This window comes from Ruegeria sp. G7 (genome assembly GCF_056535465.1).
The window spans coordinates 2,361,733-2,376,334 of record NZ_JBQFIL010000001.1 but is presented as its reverse complement, the minus strand read 5'-3'; the positions used below and the strand labels follow the sequence as shown (position 1 = coordinate 2,376,334).

The window sequence follows — 14,602 nt, the reverse complement described above, 5'->3', positions numbered from 1 at the left end:
CCGCCTTCAGTCCGGTCTGAGGTGCTCTTACAGGGAGCCTGCAACGGCGTCGGTCGTCGGGCGCCATGCGTCCATCAGCTCTTTCATGTGCTCATGGGTTTCTGCGCCGTCCATGAACACAACATTCAGGTTCGCGTTCTTGACTTTTTCCTGAGTGGCTGGGTCATCGATGGCAAACTTGAAGGCGGCCGTCAGTTCCTCAATCACCTCGTCGGGGGTGTCTTTGGGAGCAAGCACGAGGTAGGGCGCGGGCATGGCGACAAACTCGGTGTTCTGTTCGGCGAAAGACAGCATGTCCGGGGCCAGACCATCACGTTCTTCGGCCATGACGCCGATGGCGCTCATGGTGTCGAGGTTGGCCAGGTAGTGGTGCGTGCCAACCACGCCAAAGGCTACCTGGTCGCCGATGATTGCGGCACGGGCCGGGGCACCGCCTGCAAACGGCACGTCCTGAACTTTGTCTTCAAGACCATTGGCCATCAGCCAGCTGGTCATCGCCACATCGGTGATCGAGCCTTTGCCGGTATGGGCCCAGCGAAGCGGGTCGCCTGCTTCATGCGCATCGATAATGGCCTGCTTCATATCGGCAACCGAGTTCAGGTTCCGCGCCTTGGGCGCAACAACAGCAAGGTTCGCCACGGCGACATGCGCCACCGGTTTGAAGTCGTTCAGAACGTCAACACCGGTTTCCTTGACCATGGTTGCGATCATGGCCGAGCCCGAGATCATCACAACGGTCTGGCCATCCGGCTTTGCCGGTTTGGTGAACTTCAGGCCAATCAGCTGGCCTGCGCCCGGACGGTTCGCGACAACGATGGGTTGGTTATCCAGCGCCTCGGTCAGCGCCGGGGCAAAGATGCGCGACAGCGTATCAAGGCCACCACCGGGCTTCGCGCCCACAACGATCGTGACCGGCCCGTTCGGAAAATTGTCGGCAGCGGTTGCCGCGCCGGTCATAGCGGCCAACGCGATGGTCGCGCCTGCCGCTAGGCTTTTGAAAGTTCTGTACATGGTTCACTCCCTTGGTTGATCTGTGCAGTATTGCGGTTGAAGTACGCATCCACGAAGCGGGTCAGCTTGCGCAGGATGTCATCGAAGAAGATCTTGCCTGCCTCGGCGCTGAACGGGACGTTCTCGCCGTTGATTTTTGCATCTTCGCAGATGTCCTCGGCAAAGACGGGGAGGTTGACCTCGAGATCCTCGAACTTGCCCTGATGCATGGAAACCAGAGGCAGCCCGGTCATCTCGCCCTTGCCCTCACGATAGACATCGCGCTGCTCAGGGCAGTCATCGGGGAAAAGATAGTGGCTGAGCGAGCCCATCGGCTCGGTCCCGTGGCCCTTGGCGCGGATGCCAAGCTGGGGATGCGCGCGGTTCCAGACATCATCGTCGAACTTACCCCAGACATTGACCGAGGGGATAATGATGTCGTGCTTGTCCCGGGCCAGTCGCAGCTGGTTGGCGATGATGGCTGTGTTGCCGCCATGCCCGTTCAGCACAAGGATGTTCCGGATCCCGTCGCGCACCAAGCCATCGACGATCTCGGTAAACACCGCGGCAAAGGTCTCGGCGCTCAGTGCTATTCCGCCGGGGCAGTGTTGGAAGTACGTGGCATGGCCAAAGGGCAGCGTCGGCACTGCGACGCAATCCGTGGCCGCAGCCAGACGTTGGGCGACAACATCAACCAGTCGGTAATCCCCCATGGGCGTATAGCGCCCGTGTGGTTCGGTCGAACCCACCGGGATCAGAAATGGCCTGTCGGCGGCAATGGCCTTGCGCGCATTAGGAATGGTGGTTCCGGCAAGCGTTGTCATCAAAGGACCTCCACGTTCGTGGCGTGTTGCGCCACCAGATCATCGGCACCGGACAGCGCGCCAAGGGTGGCTCCGGCCTTCATCTCGGCGCGACGTTGGGTGCTTGTGTTCTCTTTCGCCGCCGCTGCTTTGGCGAGCTCGGCCGCTTCGGTGCGGGGGATGCAGATCACGCCGCTTTCATCAGCCATGATCAGATCGCCCGCGTTCACGACAACCCCGCCGCAATTGACAGGCAGGTTCAGGCTGCCAGCAGGGCCAGTCCGGCGCGTGGTGATCGGAGATACGCCATTGGACCACACCGGAAAATCATGCTCGCGGATCTCATCGGGATCGCAAATCGGGCCATCGACAATGGCACCCGCCGCGCCCGCCTGCACCAGCCCATAGGCTACATTGCCACCAAGACAAGCCAGGCGGGTATCCCCTGCCCGGTCGATCACGACGATGTCGCCGGGACGCACCCGTCCCGACGCATAATGTAACAGAGTCGAATCCGGCGTGGGCAACCGCAGCGTCACGGCAGTACCCATGATCCGTTTGCCGTTCTGGCGCGGCGTGATGCGGTGATGATCCAGAAAACCGGCCCAGGTCAAATGTCCAACCGTGGCAACCGACACACCAGACAACATCGACAAGATTTCTCTGTCGATCTGATCCGGCATGGGGGCTATGTCATAGTGTCCAGCCATATGTTCGAACATTCCTAGTATTGCCGATGATTTTTAGTTTCATAAGTCAATTATTATTTTCGGTCAACAAAATTAATTTCGACTATTTTGTTATGCACGACCATATGATATCCATACGGAATGCGGACCGCTTTTCTGACCCATATTGCGCCCCCTGAGGCGAAAGAGCCGATCACCAACCGGATTTACGATTCGATTCTCGAGGATATCTGGACTGGAAAACTTGCCCCGGACCAAAAACTGAAGGTCCGCGAGCTAACCTCTGAGTACGGTGGAAGTTCAGGTTCGTGCCGCGAGGTATTGAACCGGCTTGCAGGCGAGCGTTTTGTGCAGGCAAAAGGCATGGCCGGTTTCAGCGTCCGGGGTCTCTCGTCAGAAGATCTGGTCGAGGTTCTCGATTTGCGGAGCCAACTTGAAACTCAGGCTTTTGTTCAGGCGATAAAGCATGGGGACGCCGAGTGGGAAGAAGGTGTGGTTCTTGCTTTCCACAGACTGGAGCGTGAGAGAACACGCAAGGGAACATCCTCGGTGGAACGAGAATACTACCACCGAGAATTTCATATGGCTCTGATCGGGGCCCACACATCCGAATGGCACCAATTCTTCATCCGCATTCTCAGCCTGCATTCAGAGAGATATCGCCGGCTGCTATTGCCCAACAAGATATTTGAGCCTGAGTATGTTCGCAGCGTCGACGAAGAGCACAAACAGATCATGAGCCTTGCACTCGAGCGTCGTGCCAGCGAGGCCTCGGATGCCTTGAAGAAACATCGCTCGAGATCCCGTGATGATCTGCTGGCGATTCTGGATGGCCACGAATTTTCCGCAGCTTGAATGGCGCGAACGCTCGCATTCAGGAACCGAAAGGACTATCGAACCTATGACCTCTCCCCGAATAGCTCTGATCCACTTCCATTTGGAAAGCAATCGCGCTGCCCCAACAACGACTCGCACGGATTTTGCTGCGCAGCGGCTGTCTATTGGCGATGATTTCGCTCGGGACCTTACCAAGCGACCGCCGGTGGCGTCAGCAGGAATAAAGGGTTTTTTTGAGACCTTTGGTGACTTCGAGCCCGTAGCTGTTTTTGCGGCCTTTGCGGGCGCTGGTGGCATGATGGATGGAGCCTTGCTCGACGAGCTATTGCAAGCGATCCGCGATGGGCTTCCTGAAGATGTGGATGGTGTTTATCTGGATGCCCACGGAGCCTGCATCGCAACCAACGACGAAGACCCGGATGGGACGGTGATTTCCCTGATCCGCGAAATCATCGGGGCCAGCACCCCGCTTGTGGTCACGCTGGATTTACATGCCCATGTCAGCCCGGCCATGATTGAAGGCGCAGATTTTATTGCAGCCTATCGAACCAATCCTCATATAGACCAATTCGAACGCGGGCAGGAAGCGGCCGTTGCGATGAAACGGCTGCTTAGCGGAGAAAAGACAGGACGTGCCTTGGTCCGCCTCCCCTTCATCCCGCCGTCCACCACTCTGGATACGACACGGGGACCATACGGGCGGCTTATGAAAGAAGCGGTGGCGCGCGCGGTCGATCCGGTTTGGAATGTATCGCTGTGTGCAGGCTTTTCCGTTGGGGATTCTTCTAAAGCTGGTGTGAACGTCACCGTCACGGCGGATAGTTCTGAAGTGGCGCTCGAAACGGCGCGCGACATCGGGCAGTCGTTTTGGGACGCGCGCGCTGAGTTTCAGATCAATCTGACATCGATTGGCGATGCGGTCCGCCTGATGTCTGATACCGGAAGCTCACGGATATATGCGGATGTGGCCGACAACCCAGGCGGAGGCGGGCGCGGCAATACGCTCTCCATTCTTCAAGCTATGCTCGGCGCGGATGTCAAGAACGCTTTGTTCGGGATGCTTTTCGATCCTGATCTGGCTGCCGAGGCAGCGGATCGGGGTGTAGGTGCGACGTTCCAAGCTAGATTCAACCGGTCTGAAACCGACGCGCATTCCGGTCGCCATTTGGCTGAAGTCGAAGTCCTGCAATTGGCGCATGGTCCGGTGAACTGCCGACGTGGTCTGTATGCAGGCGGGCAGCAAGACCTCGGTCAATGTGCGCTTCTGAAATGCAAAAACGTGCTCATCATCGTTGCAAGCATTCGCCGCCAGATGTGTGAACCCGCATTCATCGAGCGTTTAGGGTTGGCTATCGCTGATTACAAAACCATTGTGGTCAAATCCCGTGGTCATTTCCGAGCCGGGTTTGACGAGTTTTTCACGCCTGATCGCGTTGTGGAAATCGACGGGCCGGGCCTGACGTCTCCTGAACTGGCCCGCATAGATTTCAAGAAAACGCCGCGTCCCATTCATCCGATTGATCCCGGCGTCGAATGGTCGGCTGCGACGAATGGGCTGATGGCGGGTGAGAAGTAGGCGACAGCTCACTTAATTCATACCCTTTTTTATTCACATCAAGACCGGAGTCGAGTCATGAACCGAGAGCACCTAATCCTGCAGCGCGCCATCAAGGACCGGCTTCTGGACAATGAAACAACCGTGTTGGGGTTCATGGATCTCGACGGTCTGGAAAAGTCGATCAATGATCTGATCGCTGCCTTTCCCGACAATTTCCAGCACACCTTTGCGGTCAAGGCGAACTCGCTGCGTCATGTACTGATTAAAATCTCGCATTGCGGCATCGGGGCCGAGGTCGCCAGTCCCGGAGAGCTGACCATGGCGCAATCGGCTGGATTCGATATCTCGAAGATCATCTTCGATTCCCCGGCCAAGACCATGGATGATCTGCGGCAATGCCTGAAACATTCGATCGCGTTCAACCTAGACAACGAACAGGAACTGGAACGGGTCGCCGCGCTGATTGAGGATTACCCTAACTCTGAGGCCATCATCGGCTTTCGCATCAACCCGCAGATCGGCTCGGGCGCAATCTCGTCAACTAGTACGGCGACCAACACGTCGAAATTCGGCTATCCCATCGGGAATGCTGGCAACCGCGAGAAGCTGATCGAGTATTACCTGAAATACCCGTGGCTGACCTCGATCCACACCCATGCCGGGTCACAGGGCTGCCCGCTGGAACTGATGGCACAGGGTATCGGTGAATTAGTTGCCGTGGCCGAAGAGATCAACACCCGTAAGGGCGAACAGCAGATCACCCGGCTGGATATCGGGGGCGGGTTGCCGGTCAATTTCGCCTCGCCCGAGGTCAAGCCGACCTTCAAGCAATATTCCGACATCCTGCGGGACGCGGTGCCATTGCTGTTCACTGGAAAATACACAGTGAAGACCGAGTTCGGCCGCGCAATTGCCGCCAAGAACGGGTTCATGGCAACCCGCGTGGAATACACCAAAAATGCCGGAGGACGGCATATCGCGACCACCCATGCCGGTGCGCAGATCATGACACGCACGGCGTTCCTGCCTGCTGCATGGCCGATCCGGGTGGAAGGTTTTACACCGGACGGTGTGCTGAAAACCGATGACAAGGTGCAGACCGACGTGGCCGGGCCCTGCTGTTTCGCGGCGGATCTGGTGGCCAAGGACGTGCTGATCCCGCGGCTTGATCCCAATGACTATGTGGCGATCTATGACACCGGCGCGTATTACTTCAGCAACCATTTCGACTATAACAGCCTGCCACGCATAGCCGTCTATGGCGTCAGCTCCAAGTCAGGCGAGCTATCCATCGAACTGATCCGCCGCGCCGAAACGCTCAGCGAAGTCGTCTCAAATATGTCGTAACAAAAAAGGACCGGGCATGTGCGAATCCCGGTCCCTATCGTAGCGCTTGAAAGTTTTGACAGAATACGTGTTTTTGGACTGATCCAATACTGCACTCAGCCAATCCATCTGCGAGACGCTAATTCTCGATGAACCCTCTATTTTCGATTATTGTGATAATGTCGCCTGTAGTTTTGTCGTTTGGTTAAACAACTTTTCGACTGGCACTAAAGAAAAAATCTACGCTATAAGGATTTATGACATTATCTATCGGTTCGAACGCCGGCCAATCCGGACAGAGCGGTGAAACAAAAAAAGAGTCCGTAACCTATCGGATATACGAAGATATCTTAGAAGACATCCGTTCTGGTAAACTCTCCCCAGGTATGAAGCTGAAGGTTCGCGAGTTATCCGAAGCCTATCAGGGCAGCGTTGGGTCATGCCGCGAAGTTATGAACCGGCTCGCTGGTGAGCGCTTCGTCGAATCCAGAGGTATGACGGGCTTTAAAGTCCGGCGCCTATCTGCAGCCGAATTTACAGAGATCCATGATCTTCGCGACGCCCTCGAAGCCCATGCTTTGCGCGCTGCTATCTCGATCGGCGGACATGATTGGGAAGAGAGTATTATTCTCGCATACCATAGATTGACACGCAGCAAGACCGTCATGAAATCAACCATCGTAGACAGAGAGAACCTTCATCGCGAATTTCACCTATCTCTGATCGCCGCGGGTTCATCGGAGTGGCATCAGTTCTACGTCCGCATGCTAAATCTTCATGGAGAACGATACCGCCGCATTCTGCTACCCGATCGCATTTTGAACAATGAGTATTTGACCATGGTCGAAGCTGAGCACGGTAAACTTATGCAGCTTTGCCTTGATCGAAAGGCAAACGAAGCGGTCAAACTGCTAAAGCAGCACCGTTCGAGGTCAAAGAATGACCTGTTGGACGCACTCAATCAGTTAGAGAAGTGATCCTTCTGCACGCAAAGTAACAGGTTGTCCCCATTCGGGATTCTTTTTGGGCTAAGGCGGAGAAGCCTGGTACATACTTGAAGCCAACAAGGCACGTTAGACGACGATTGTATCCGGCTTGGGTGCTTTCAGACGAATTCGAACCAGTCGCAGTTTGTTGCCGAAACCGTGAACCTATCCGGAACAAAGCTGACGCCACTCGGCAAGAGCGGCGGTGCGTGTCAGTTCGAAAGCTTCTCGACTGGTGAGCGATCTTTCCTGCTTGAAGTGGGTGTAAACGGAGGAATGGACAGAGGCGAATTTCTGCAAACTTCGCATACGCCTGAACCTTTACATGGCGCATTCTCTTCGTCGGATCGGCAGGTGCGGGTTCTCAACGCGGTTGTTGAGCCACCTGCCCGTCTATTGTTTTTTCAGTGCACCCATCTCTCTGAGCGCAGCCTTGTAGGATGCGAAGTGATCTGTGACTAATTCTTCAGCTTTGCCGTGCCGCTTCATTAATTTCCTGAGGAATTTCAGCGCTGCAGGTTTGTTTCAACCTATCGTGACGACGGCCTCAAGCGCTTCACCTTCGTGATCGACGGCGCGCCAGAGATAGTGGTGTTTGCCGTTCACTTTCACGAATACTTCGTCTATGTACCATTTCCATTTTAAAAAGGCTCGGAGTTGCTGAACCCGTTTTCTTCGGATTTCTGATGCAAACACCGGATCGAACCTGTTCCAGCAGTATCGGATAGTTTCGTGGCTGACATCGATGCCTCGCTCGTGCAGCAGCTCCTCGACATTCCGAAGCGAGAGCGGAAATTGGATGTACAACATCACTGCAAGCCGGACGATCTTGGGAGTGGTTTTGAAGTACTTAAAAGGTGATCTCATTTTCATCCAAACAAGCTACGAAAGCCCACTGTCCACCTCAGCCCACGTTATTTTGACAAGAACTTCGTGTCTTCAATCTTGAGGATTGGGGCGCAACTAACAGCAGAAGCAAACTGAAAGCCGACGTAGGGTCTTACCACAGCGTCGGTCAAGTTGGGCTCTTTACAACCCTCGGAGCAGACGCTGCATTAGCCCCTGCCCCGCTTGCCACGACCTAGCCATCGGCCCAAAGCCGACATCCAGCAACAATCTAGGAGGTTGCAGCGCGAAGGGCATTCCGGACCTCCGCCGCCGCGTGGGGGGTGCCATCAGGGTGGTCTTGATCCGGCCGCCAGTTGCTCGATCAACAGATCCTGGCAACCGCTGGGGTCGTAGGGTGCCTTGTAAGCAGCCAGTGCGACACGTGCGAGCGGCGGCAGCACTAAGGATGGGTGTGCAGGAACCAAGGGCGACACGATCGAGTTAGCGGGCATCACAGTCAGTGCCAAACCTGCCTGAACAAGTGTTCTGACGCCGACGGGATGCGGGCTGAGATGAGAAACACGCCCCTTCATACCTGCGGCGTCCAATGCCCGCAGCGCGTGCCGCCGTAGATCGCGCCCGTCCGTCAGGAACGCCAATGGAATTGGCCCCTTTGATGGCATCTCAAAGTCTGGCGAAGAGGCCCAATGAAGGTCCATGGACTGGACAAAGGACCGAAAGCTATGGCGGCCCTGGTCCATCATGAATGCAACATCAATGTCGCCGCCTTCCAGCCGCTCTAGAAGACGATCGCTTCGGTCGCATTGGATCTGAATTTGAATGTCAGGCCGCAATCGCGAGAACGCGCCAAGGGATTGCGCAACAATTGACATTGCGAGCGTAACGGTCGTGCCCAGCCTGAGTATCTGTCGGGCATTGGCGGTTTGCATGACCTCTACCGCCTCATCGGAGAGGGACAGGATACGTCTGACATAGACCAAAAAGACTTCGCCATCTTTGGTCAGCGCAACTTTCTTGCCCCGACCACGAGAGACCAGCTGCTGTCCAAGACTGGCTTCAAGTTTGCTGATCTGCGCGCTGATAGCGGATTGCACTGTGTTTTGTCGTTCGGCGACCGTCGTAAAGCTCAACTCGTCTGCCAACATGGCAAAAGTGCGTAATTCTCGGGTATCAAATGAAATCTTCATTTTAGATTTTTAGAAGCACATAAAATCGTTTCACAGATTTACTTTAGTCCGATATGCGGGTGTCAAACAACCGAAAGCCCGCCCTTATGGATCAATCAGTTGCATTTTTTGCCGTAGCAGTACTCGCCGTACTGCTCACAGGTTTTTCCAAGAGCGGCTTTGGCGGCGGTCTGGGTGTGATGGCTGTTCCAATGATGTCGCTCTTTGTGACGCCGCAGTTTGCGGCCGCCGTGATGATGCCGATTCTTCTGGTCATGGATCTGCTGATCGTGTGGCGCTATCGCCTGACCTGGGATCGGCGGATCATTCTTGGACTGTTGCCGGCTGCCCTTTTTGGGTTGGGCCTGGGGAGTGTTTCGTTCCAATACATGGACGCAAATACCGTGAAGTTCCTGGTGGGGCTGCTGGCTGCGTTCTTTGTTTTGCAGTTCCTGATTTTGCGGCATCGTGATCAGCCCCACGGTCATACGCCAAGGCCGGTGGTGTTTGCGCTTGGCACGCTGTCTGGCTTTTCCAGTTTCATCGCTCATGCGGGTGGTCCGCCCGTAAAAGGGTATCTGCTTCAACAGCGGCTCGAAAAGTCATGGTTTGTGGGAACCAACACGATGTTCTTCTTCACGTTGAACTTTCTGAAGACCATTGCGTACGGGGCCTTTGGAACGCTGTCGATGTCCAGCTTGAAGATCAGTGCTATTCTATCACCGATTTTGTTGCTTGGGGTTTTTCTGGGATTTCGGCTGCACAAGGTGGTCGATCAAAGCATATTCGTAATGGTGGTCTATGTCTTTCTGGCGCTGACTGCTTTGAAGCTCCTCAACGACAGCGTATCAGCCTTTCTTGGGTAGCTAAAAAGCCGTGCGAGCTGAGCTTTCAAACGAGCAGACAGCAACCCAATGAGTCCGGGCGGCAGATCACACTAACTCGGTATCGGCCGAAGTTTCGTTGATCATCGTGCGGTCAACGAACTTAACTGACTTTTCGTTGTGGGCGTTTCGTAGATTCCCAAAGTCCCGGCCCGTCGCCAATTCAAACAACCACAGATCGACAATGCACTGCAGGAGTTTCACTGTCAGCGTCTACATCGAAGTTACTGCAGAGGGCGAGAACATCACGATCCTCAGAAAGCTGATTTGACAACTCAAGAATGTGAGACGTCTGACCTTTCCCTTCCGTCGTATCCGTTTTCCCGGTCGGGTTTTCGCTATCTGGCTAACGAGTGCTGCCTACCAAAGCCCTAGACCCTCGATCCGTCAGTTCTGCGTCATAGGGGATGCTCCGCCTGTAACCCAGGGGAATACCCCTAAGCACACACTTCTCCATTTGCCCGGCAAACAGGCATGATCTGGGCGCGAAAGTCGCCAGTCAACACCAAGCAGGAATGCCTCGATCGTTGTCCCAAAGCACCCCAAGTGCTCGACGAAGGTGTCGGTTTATTGCTTAAGGCGGTTGGGCAGATAGCAGTTCTCCAATTAGATAGGGGTCTTGAGCGCTTGGCTTCGGCGCTCGATTCCACATTGGGTTTGCGCATGTCTTTGACGGTCTTGACGCTGTGACTCCTGCGTGTTGCGAGCTGGCATCTCGTCTCCAATCGTTGGTGTCACGAAGAGCCGCAAACCCTCGCTTATTGGATCACTCTAAACTGTCCCATTGGACCTGACGTACGATACTCATGCTCGAGCAAACGGGCCGCCCAGCCATGCTCCTGTAATTCAAGCTTGAAATACCGACTGAGACTTTGGCGACCGCTCAATCGCCCGAACGTTGGCCAATTGTGAGAGTTACATGATCGCCCGAAAACCAGGTTCGCCCATATTCTATGGGTTGTCCATTCTGTTCGGTATTGATCGAAACCAGACGCAAGACAGGCGCACCGGGCCGCAAGCCGAGGTGGCCCGCGATTGTCTTGCTTGCGCGAACTGAATTGACCTCGGTCCACGCGCGAACATAATCGTCGATACCGTGAGCCGCAAACGCGGCAGTAACCGAGCCGGTGCGGTCAAATGCATCAAGCATGTTTGGAAAACGAAAGGCCGGGAAAATACAGCGATAAACGGAAATCGGCTGACCATCTGCCATCCTTAGCCCCTCGTTGACATGCACTTTGACGCCCGGCGAGATTTTCAGCGCTTTGGCTTCTTCGAGATCGGCGGCGCGTGTCTCACGAAACAGACTTTTGCGTGATGGTGTTTGCCCGATGGATTTTAGATTCTGATGAAAGCGTACACGATGACCGATGGTGTACTGGGTTGGCTTACGAACGACAAAAACGCCGGCACCCTGTTGCGTCCGCAGAACGCCTGCGCTCACAAGGTCAGCAATTGCGCGCCGCACGGTATGTCGATGCACGCCAAAGCGCGACGATAACTCAGATTCTGTAGGAAGCTTGTCCTCGGGAAGGTACCGACCACCAGCGATCTCGAAGGACAGAGTATCGCGGATCGCGGTCCAGACGGCATTCCGAGACATCAAGAACTCCTCTTGAGTGCCAGAGCTGTGAAGGACCAGAAATTTGAGTAGGTAAATTGGCACATTTCAACAAGCAAACGGATTAGGTCGAGAGCTTTGATACAGCCAAATTGCAACAGAATTATATGTGAACTGTCCTTGGCTGGGTCAATGATCAATCAGGCTGAATCGCCGCTGGGGAATTCAGCCCAATCGCCTTGAGTTACGGACTTCTATACAACAATCCAACTGACGTTCTTGCGCGCTGTATTTGCGGTGTCAGCGCCAGTTCAACCATCCCGACCTGCTCCAAGCCTCGAGAAAAATCATTGCCCGGTCAACCGCCCCGGTTTATCGCATTTCTCATCATCAGGAGGAGTTGAGATGAAAACAGATACACTCGGCATTGACCATATTGGATTGACCGTCGGAAATCTGTCAGCAACCCGCGATTTCTTTACCGACTGCCTTCTGTGGGACGAGATTGGTGGTAACGCAGATTATCCGGCAGCCTTTGTTTCGGACGGCCACTCACGCATAACGCTTTGGCAGCGTCTGGACGAGACAGGCAGCGACTTTGACCGGCGAGCCAACATCGGATTGCATCATCTTGCGCTCAAAGTTGGCTCCAAAGAGGTGCTGGATCGGTTATACACGCGCGTTTCTAGCTGGCCTGGCGTGGTGGTGGAATTTGCACCTGAGCCGTCGGGTAAAGGACCCAAAATACACTTCATGATATTGGAACCTGGCGGGACGCGTATGGAATTCGCTTTCGACCCCAGATAATGCGACAGCGGCCGCCGAAAGCCGAAACGAACCTGCAAAACCCGCGCTTTTACAAACTGCGTGCCGCACGGATCGGAGAATCACACGTACTCACATCAAACAGGCTGCTCTTTCTGCCGGTTGTCCAATACTAGACAAATGCGCTTATGGTCCGACAAATTTGCAAGTGATCGCTCATTTGCCTCATTCTATCCTATTGTTTTTATGTTATCATTTTTCTTTTCGGGGTGATGTCACAAAACCTTCTCAGTATTCGAACACCGTCTGACTACTCAGAACAGCGCCTTCAGCTTTCATGCTGAATGCCAAATCGACTGATTAGTTTTCATGGAGGACAACGGTGTTTGTGTCTCGACTATTTGCCGCTGCGCTTTGTGCGACGCTGCCTTTAAACTATGCTGCCGCTCAGGATTTGCCGACAGGCACATCCGATGATCCGGTGCGGGTCGTGATGGTGCCCGCCGAAATCGGTGCTCGCGATACGCTCAGTGATTACCGCCCTGTGTTCAATGCGATCACAGACATCTACGACATTCACTTTGAACTGACACTTGCGGATAGCTACGCTGCCGCCGTGCACGGGCTGTGCAACGATCAGGCGGACATCGGATGGTACGGTGCCGTGACCTTTGGTCAGGCGCACGAATTGTGCGGCGCTGAGCTTTTGGCTGTCGATGTCAAAGACAATGAGGCTGTGTACTATTCAGGCATCTATGCACGGCGGGATGCCGGTTTCGAAACGCTTGAAGACCTTAAGGGTCGCAGCCTTGCTGTTGGTGACCCCAATTCGACGTCCTCGTTCAACTTCCCTTTTGCGATGGTTCTTGAAGCCGACGTTGATCCAGTCAAGGATTTAGACAAAATCATCATCGCGGGAAGCCACACCAACTCGCTGGCGGCGCTGTCTGAAGGGCGCGTCGATGCGGCTGCGGCCTCTTTCGTTGCGTATGAAAAAGCTGTCACTGCCGGTGTTCTTGACCCTGCCGAGTTCATAGTTCTAGCCAAATCCGTAGGTATTCCGAACCCGCCAATGGCTATCAACACCAACCTCGACGATGATCTGAAAGCCCGCATCCGGCTTGCCTTCGGCGAAATCCACACAAAGGTTGACCCACAATTCGTGCGTGGCTTCGGCGGCAAGGTAGTGGACCGTTACGACACCGAATATCCGCTAGACCAAATGCTGGGAACGCTTGAAACGCTGGCTGGTCTGACCGACAGCCTGAAAGGTGAGATCATCGATAAAGCCGGCGAACGGTAGTGGTCAAAATCAAAAGCCAGGCTCGCGTCATCGGCGCCAGCCTTATTTTGGTCTAAAAGGATACGCCATATGCTTAGGTTCGATGGGATCACGCATGTCTTTCCAGATGGCACACGCGCAAGTCATGATGTGAGTTTTGACGTGCCGAATGGGCAGTTCTGCGTGCTCCTTGGCCCATCAGGCGCGGGAAAGTCTACAATCCTGAACACCGTCAATGGTCTTGTGATGCCGACTCAAGGCCGGGTTGTGTTCGAAGGCGAACCAGTGACGTTGAAGAACGTGGCAAAGATCCGCGGCCATATTGGAATGGTTCATCAGCAACTTCATCTCGTGCCGCGGCTCAGCGTGCTGCACAACGTGCTCGCTGGGCTACTACCGATCACGCCGACCTGGCGCGCGCTGTTCAAGCTTTTCCCTCAGGAGCAGCAAAGAAAAGCCTGCAGGCTTCTCGAAGAGGTGGAGTTGGAGGAAAAACAGCTCTATCGACGCGCGTCAGAACTGTCCGGGGGCCAGCAGCAAAGGGTGGCCATCGCAAGAGCCTTTATAAACGACCCGGATGTGGTTCTGGCAGATGAACCCGTTGCCAGTTTGGACCCCACAGTTAGCAGGCAGGTGCTGCAACTGCTGCGGGCCGCATCACGTCAGAGAAAAACCACCGTATTGTGCTCGTTGCATCAGGTCGAGTTTGCACTTGAATTCGCCGACAGGATCATTGCGTTTCGCGCCGGCGAGATCGTTTTTGACGGTTTGCCTGCCGACCTTTCTGCTGGCGTGCTCCGGCAAATCTACGGTGGAACCGACGAGCAGACCACAGGCATTCAGTTGGCTGGTAAACAAGCTGCTGTTGCAGACAGCGACATGCGCGTTTTGACTACAGTCTAGAAA

At 54.8% G+C, this 14,602-nt stretch carries 14 protein-coding genes and 1 pseudogene; 9 read left to right on the top strand and 6 right to left on the bottom strand.

From position 1 onward, the window contains the following. Positions 1 to 27 precede the first annotated feature (27 nt). The 3 genes from ACR3EN_RS11905 to ACR3EN_RS11895 are packed head-to-tail and all read right to left on the bottom strand — an operon-like array spanning position 28 to position 2,515. Positions 28 to 1,011, bottom strand: a complete 984-nt coding sequence (locus ACR3EN_RS11905) for a tripartite tricarboxylate transporter substrate binding protein (protein ID WP_480824928.1) — start codon at positions 1,009 to 1,011, stop codon at positions 28 to 30. Next, positions 987 to 1,814 (bottom strand): creatininase family protein, encoded by an 828-nt coding sequence (locus tag ACR3EN_RS11900; RefSeq protein WP_480824930.1) that lies wholly within the window; start codon positions 1,812 to 1,814, stop codon positions 987 to 989. The genes ACR3EN_RS11905 and ACR3EN_RS11900 overlap by 25 nt, the downstream gene beginning before the upstream one ends. Beyond that, positions 1,814 to 2,515, bottom strand: a complete 702-nt coding sequence (locus ACR3EN_RS11895) for an RraA family protein (protein ID WP_480843324.1) — start codon at positions 2,513 to 2,515, stop codon at positions 1,814 to 1,816. The genes ACR3EN_RS11900 and ACR3EN_RS11895 overlap by 1 nt, the downstream gene beginning before the upstream one ends. Positions 2,516 to 2,623: 108 nt before the next feature. Here ACR3EN_RS11895 and ACR3EN_RS11890 point away from each other — a divergent pair, with 108 nt between their 5' ends. The 4 genes from ACR3EN_RS11890 to ACR3EN_RS11875 all read left to right on the top strand — a co-directional run bounded on the left by ACR3EN_RS11890 (position 2,624) and on the right by ACR3EN_RS11875 (position 7,180). After that, on the top strand, positions 2,624 to 3,337 hold the full coding sequence (locus ACR3EN_RS11890) for a GntR family transcriptional regulator (RefSeq protein ID WP_480871025.1): 714 nt from the start codon (positions 2,624 to 2,626) through the stop codon (positions 3,335 to 3,337). Continuing rightward, positions 3,291 to 4,895, top strand: coding sequence for a M81 family metallopeptidase (locus ACR3EN_RS11885; RefSeq protein ID WP_480871023.1), 1,605 nt, complete (start codon positions 3,291 to 3,293; stop codon positions 4,893 to 4,895). Before ACR3EN_RS11890 ends, ACR3EN_RS11885 begins: the two co-directional genes overlap by 47 nt. Positions 4,896 to 4,952: 57 nt before the next feature. Further along, positions 4,953 to 6,224, top strand: coding sequence for a type III PLP-dependent enzyme domain-containing protein (locus tag ACR3EN_RS11880; RefSeq protein WP_480824938.1), 1,272 nt, complete (start codon positions 4,953 to 4,955; stop codon positions 6,222 to 6,224). A 236-nt stretch (positions 6,225 to 6,460) separates the two neighbouring features. Continuing rightward, positions 6,461 to 7,180 carry a GntR family transcriptional regulator gene (locus ACR3EN_RS11875; RefSeq protein ID WP_480824940.1) on the top strand — a complete coding sequence of 240 codons (720 nt, stop codon included), beginning with the start codon at positions 6,461 to 6,463 and terminating at the stop codon, positions 7,178 to 7,180. A 174-nt stretch (positions 7,181 to 7,354) separates the two neighbouring features. Here ACR3EN_RS11875 and ACR3EN_RS11870 read toward each other — a convergent pair. Next, positions 7,355 to 8,062 (bottom strand): annotated as a pseudogene (locus tag ACR3EN_RS11870) (IS6 family transposase). Positions 8,063 to 8,364: 302 nt separating this feature from the next. Then, positions 8,365 to 9,225 carry a LysR family transcriptional regulator gene (locus tag ACR3EN_RS11865; RefSeq protein ID WP_480824942.1) on the bottom strand — a complete coding sequence of 287 codons (861 nt, stop codon included), beginning with the start codon at positions 9,223 to 9,225 and terminating at the stop codon, positions 8,365 to 8,367. An 86-nt stretch (positions 9,226 to 9,311) separates the two neighbouring features. On the opposite strand from ACR3EN_RS11865, the gene ACR3EN_RS11860 reads away from it, so the two are divergent. Further along, positions 9,312 to 10,070, top strand: coding sequence for a sulfite exporter TauE/SafE family protein (locus ACR3EN_RS11860; protein WP_480824944.1), 759 nt, complete (start codon positions 9,312 to 9,314; stop codon positions 10,068 to 10,070). Between the two features lie 492 nt (positions 10,071 to 10,562). Then, positions 10,563 to 10,778: a hypothetical protein gene (locus tag ACR3EN_RS11855; RefSeq protein ID WP_480918418.1), complete on the top strand. Its 216-nt coding sequence runs from the start codon at positions 10,563 to 10,565 to the stop codon at positions 10,776 to 10,778. Between the two features lie 193 nt (positions 10,779 to 10,971). Here ACR3EN_RS11855 and phnF read toward each other — a convergent pair whose 3' ends face one another. Continuing rightward, the gene (gene phnF / locus ACR3EN_RS11850) at positions 10,972 to 11,754 is read right to left on the bottom strand and encodes a phosphonate metabolism transcriptional regulator PhnF (RefSeq protein WP_480824946.1); all 783 of its coding nucleotides are present in this window, start codon (positions 11,752 to 11,754) and stop codon (positions 10,972 to 10,974) included. A gap of 300 nt (positions 11,755 to 12,054) precedes the next feature. Here phnF and ACR3EN_RS11845 point away from each other — a divergent pair, with 300 nt between their 5' ends. The 3 genes from ACR3EN_RS11845 (at position 12,055) to phnC (ending at position 14,599) form a co-directional block, all read left to right on the top strand. Next, positions 12,055 to 12,456 (top strand): VOC family protein, encoded by a 402-nt coding sequence (locus ACR3EN_RS11845; protein WP_480824948.1) that lies wholly within the window; start codon positions 12,055 to 12,057, stop codon positions 12,454 to 12,456. A gap of 346 nt (positions 12,457 to 12,802) precedes the next feature. Beyond that, the gene (locus tag ACR3EN_RS11840) at positions 12,803 to 13,717 is read left to right on the top strand and encodes a phosphate/phosphite/phosphonate ABC transporter substrate-binding protein (protein WP_480824950.1); all 915 of its coding nucleotides are present in this window, start codon (positions 12,803 to 12,805) and stop codon (positions 13,715 to 13,717) included. 69 nt (positions 13,718 to 13,786) lie between these two features. Then, a complete protein-coding gene (gene phnC / locus ACR3EN_RS11835; protein WP_480871021.1) occupies positions 13,787 to 14,599 on the top strand; it encodes a phosphonate ABC transporter ATP-binding protein in 813 nt (270 codons plus the stop codon). Positions 14,600 to 14,602: the final 3 nt, after the last annotated feature.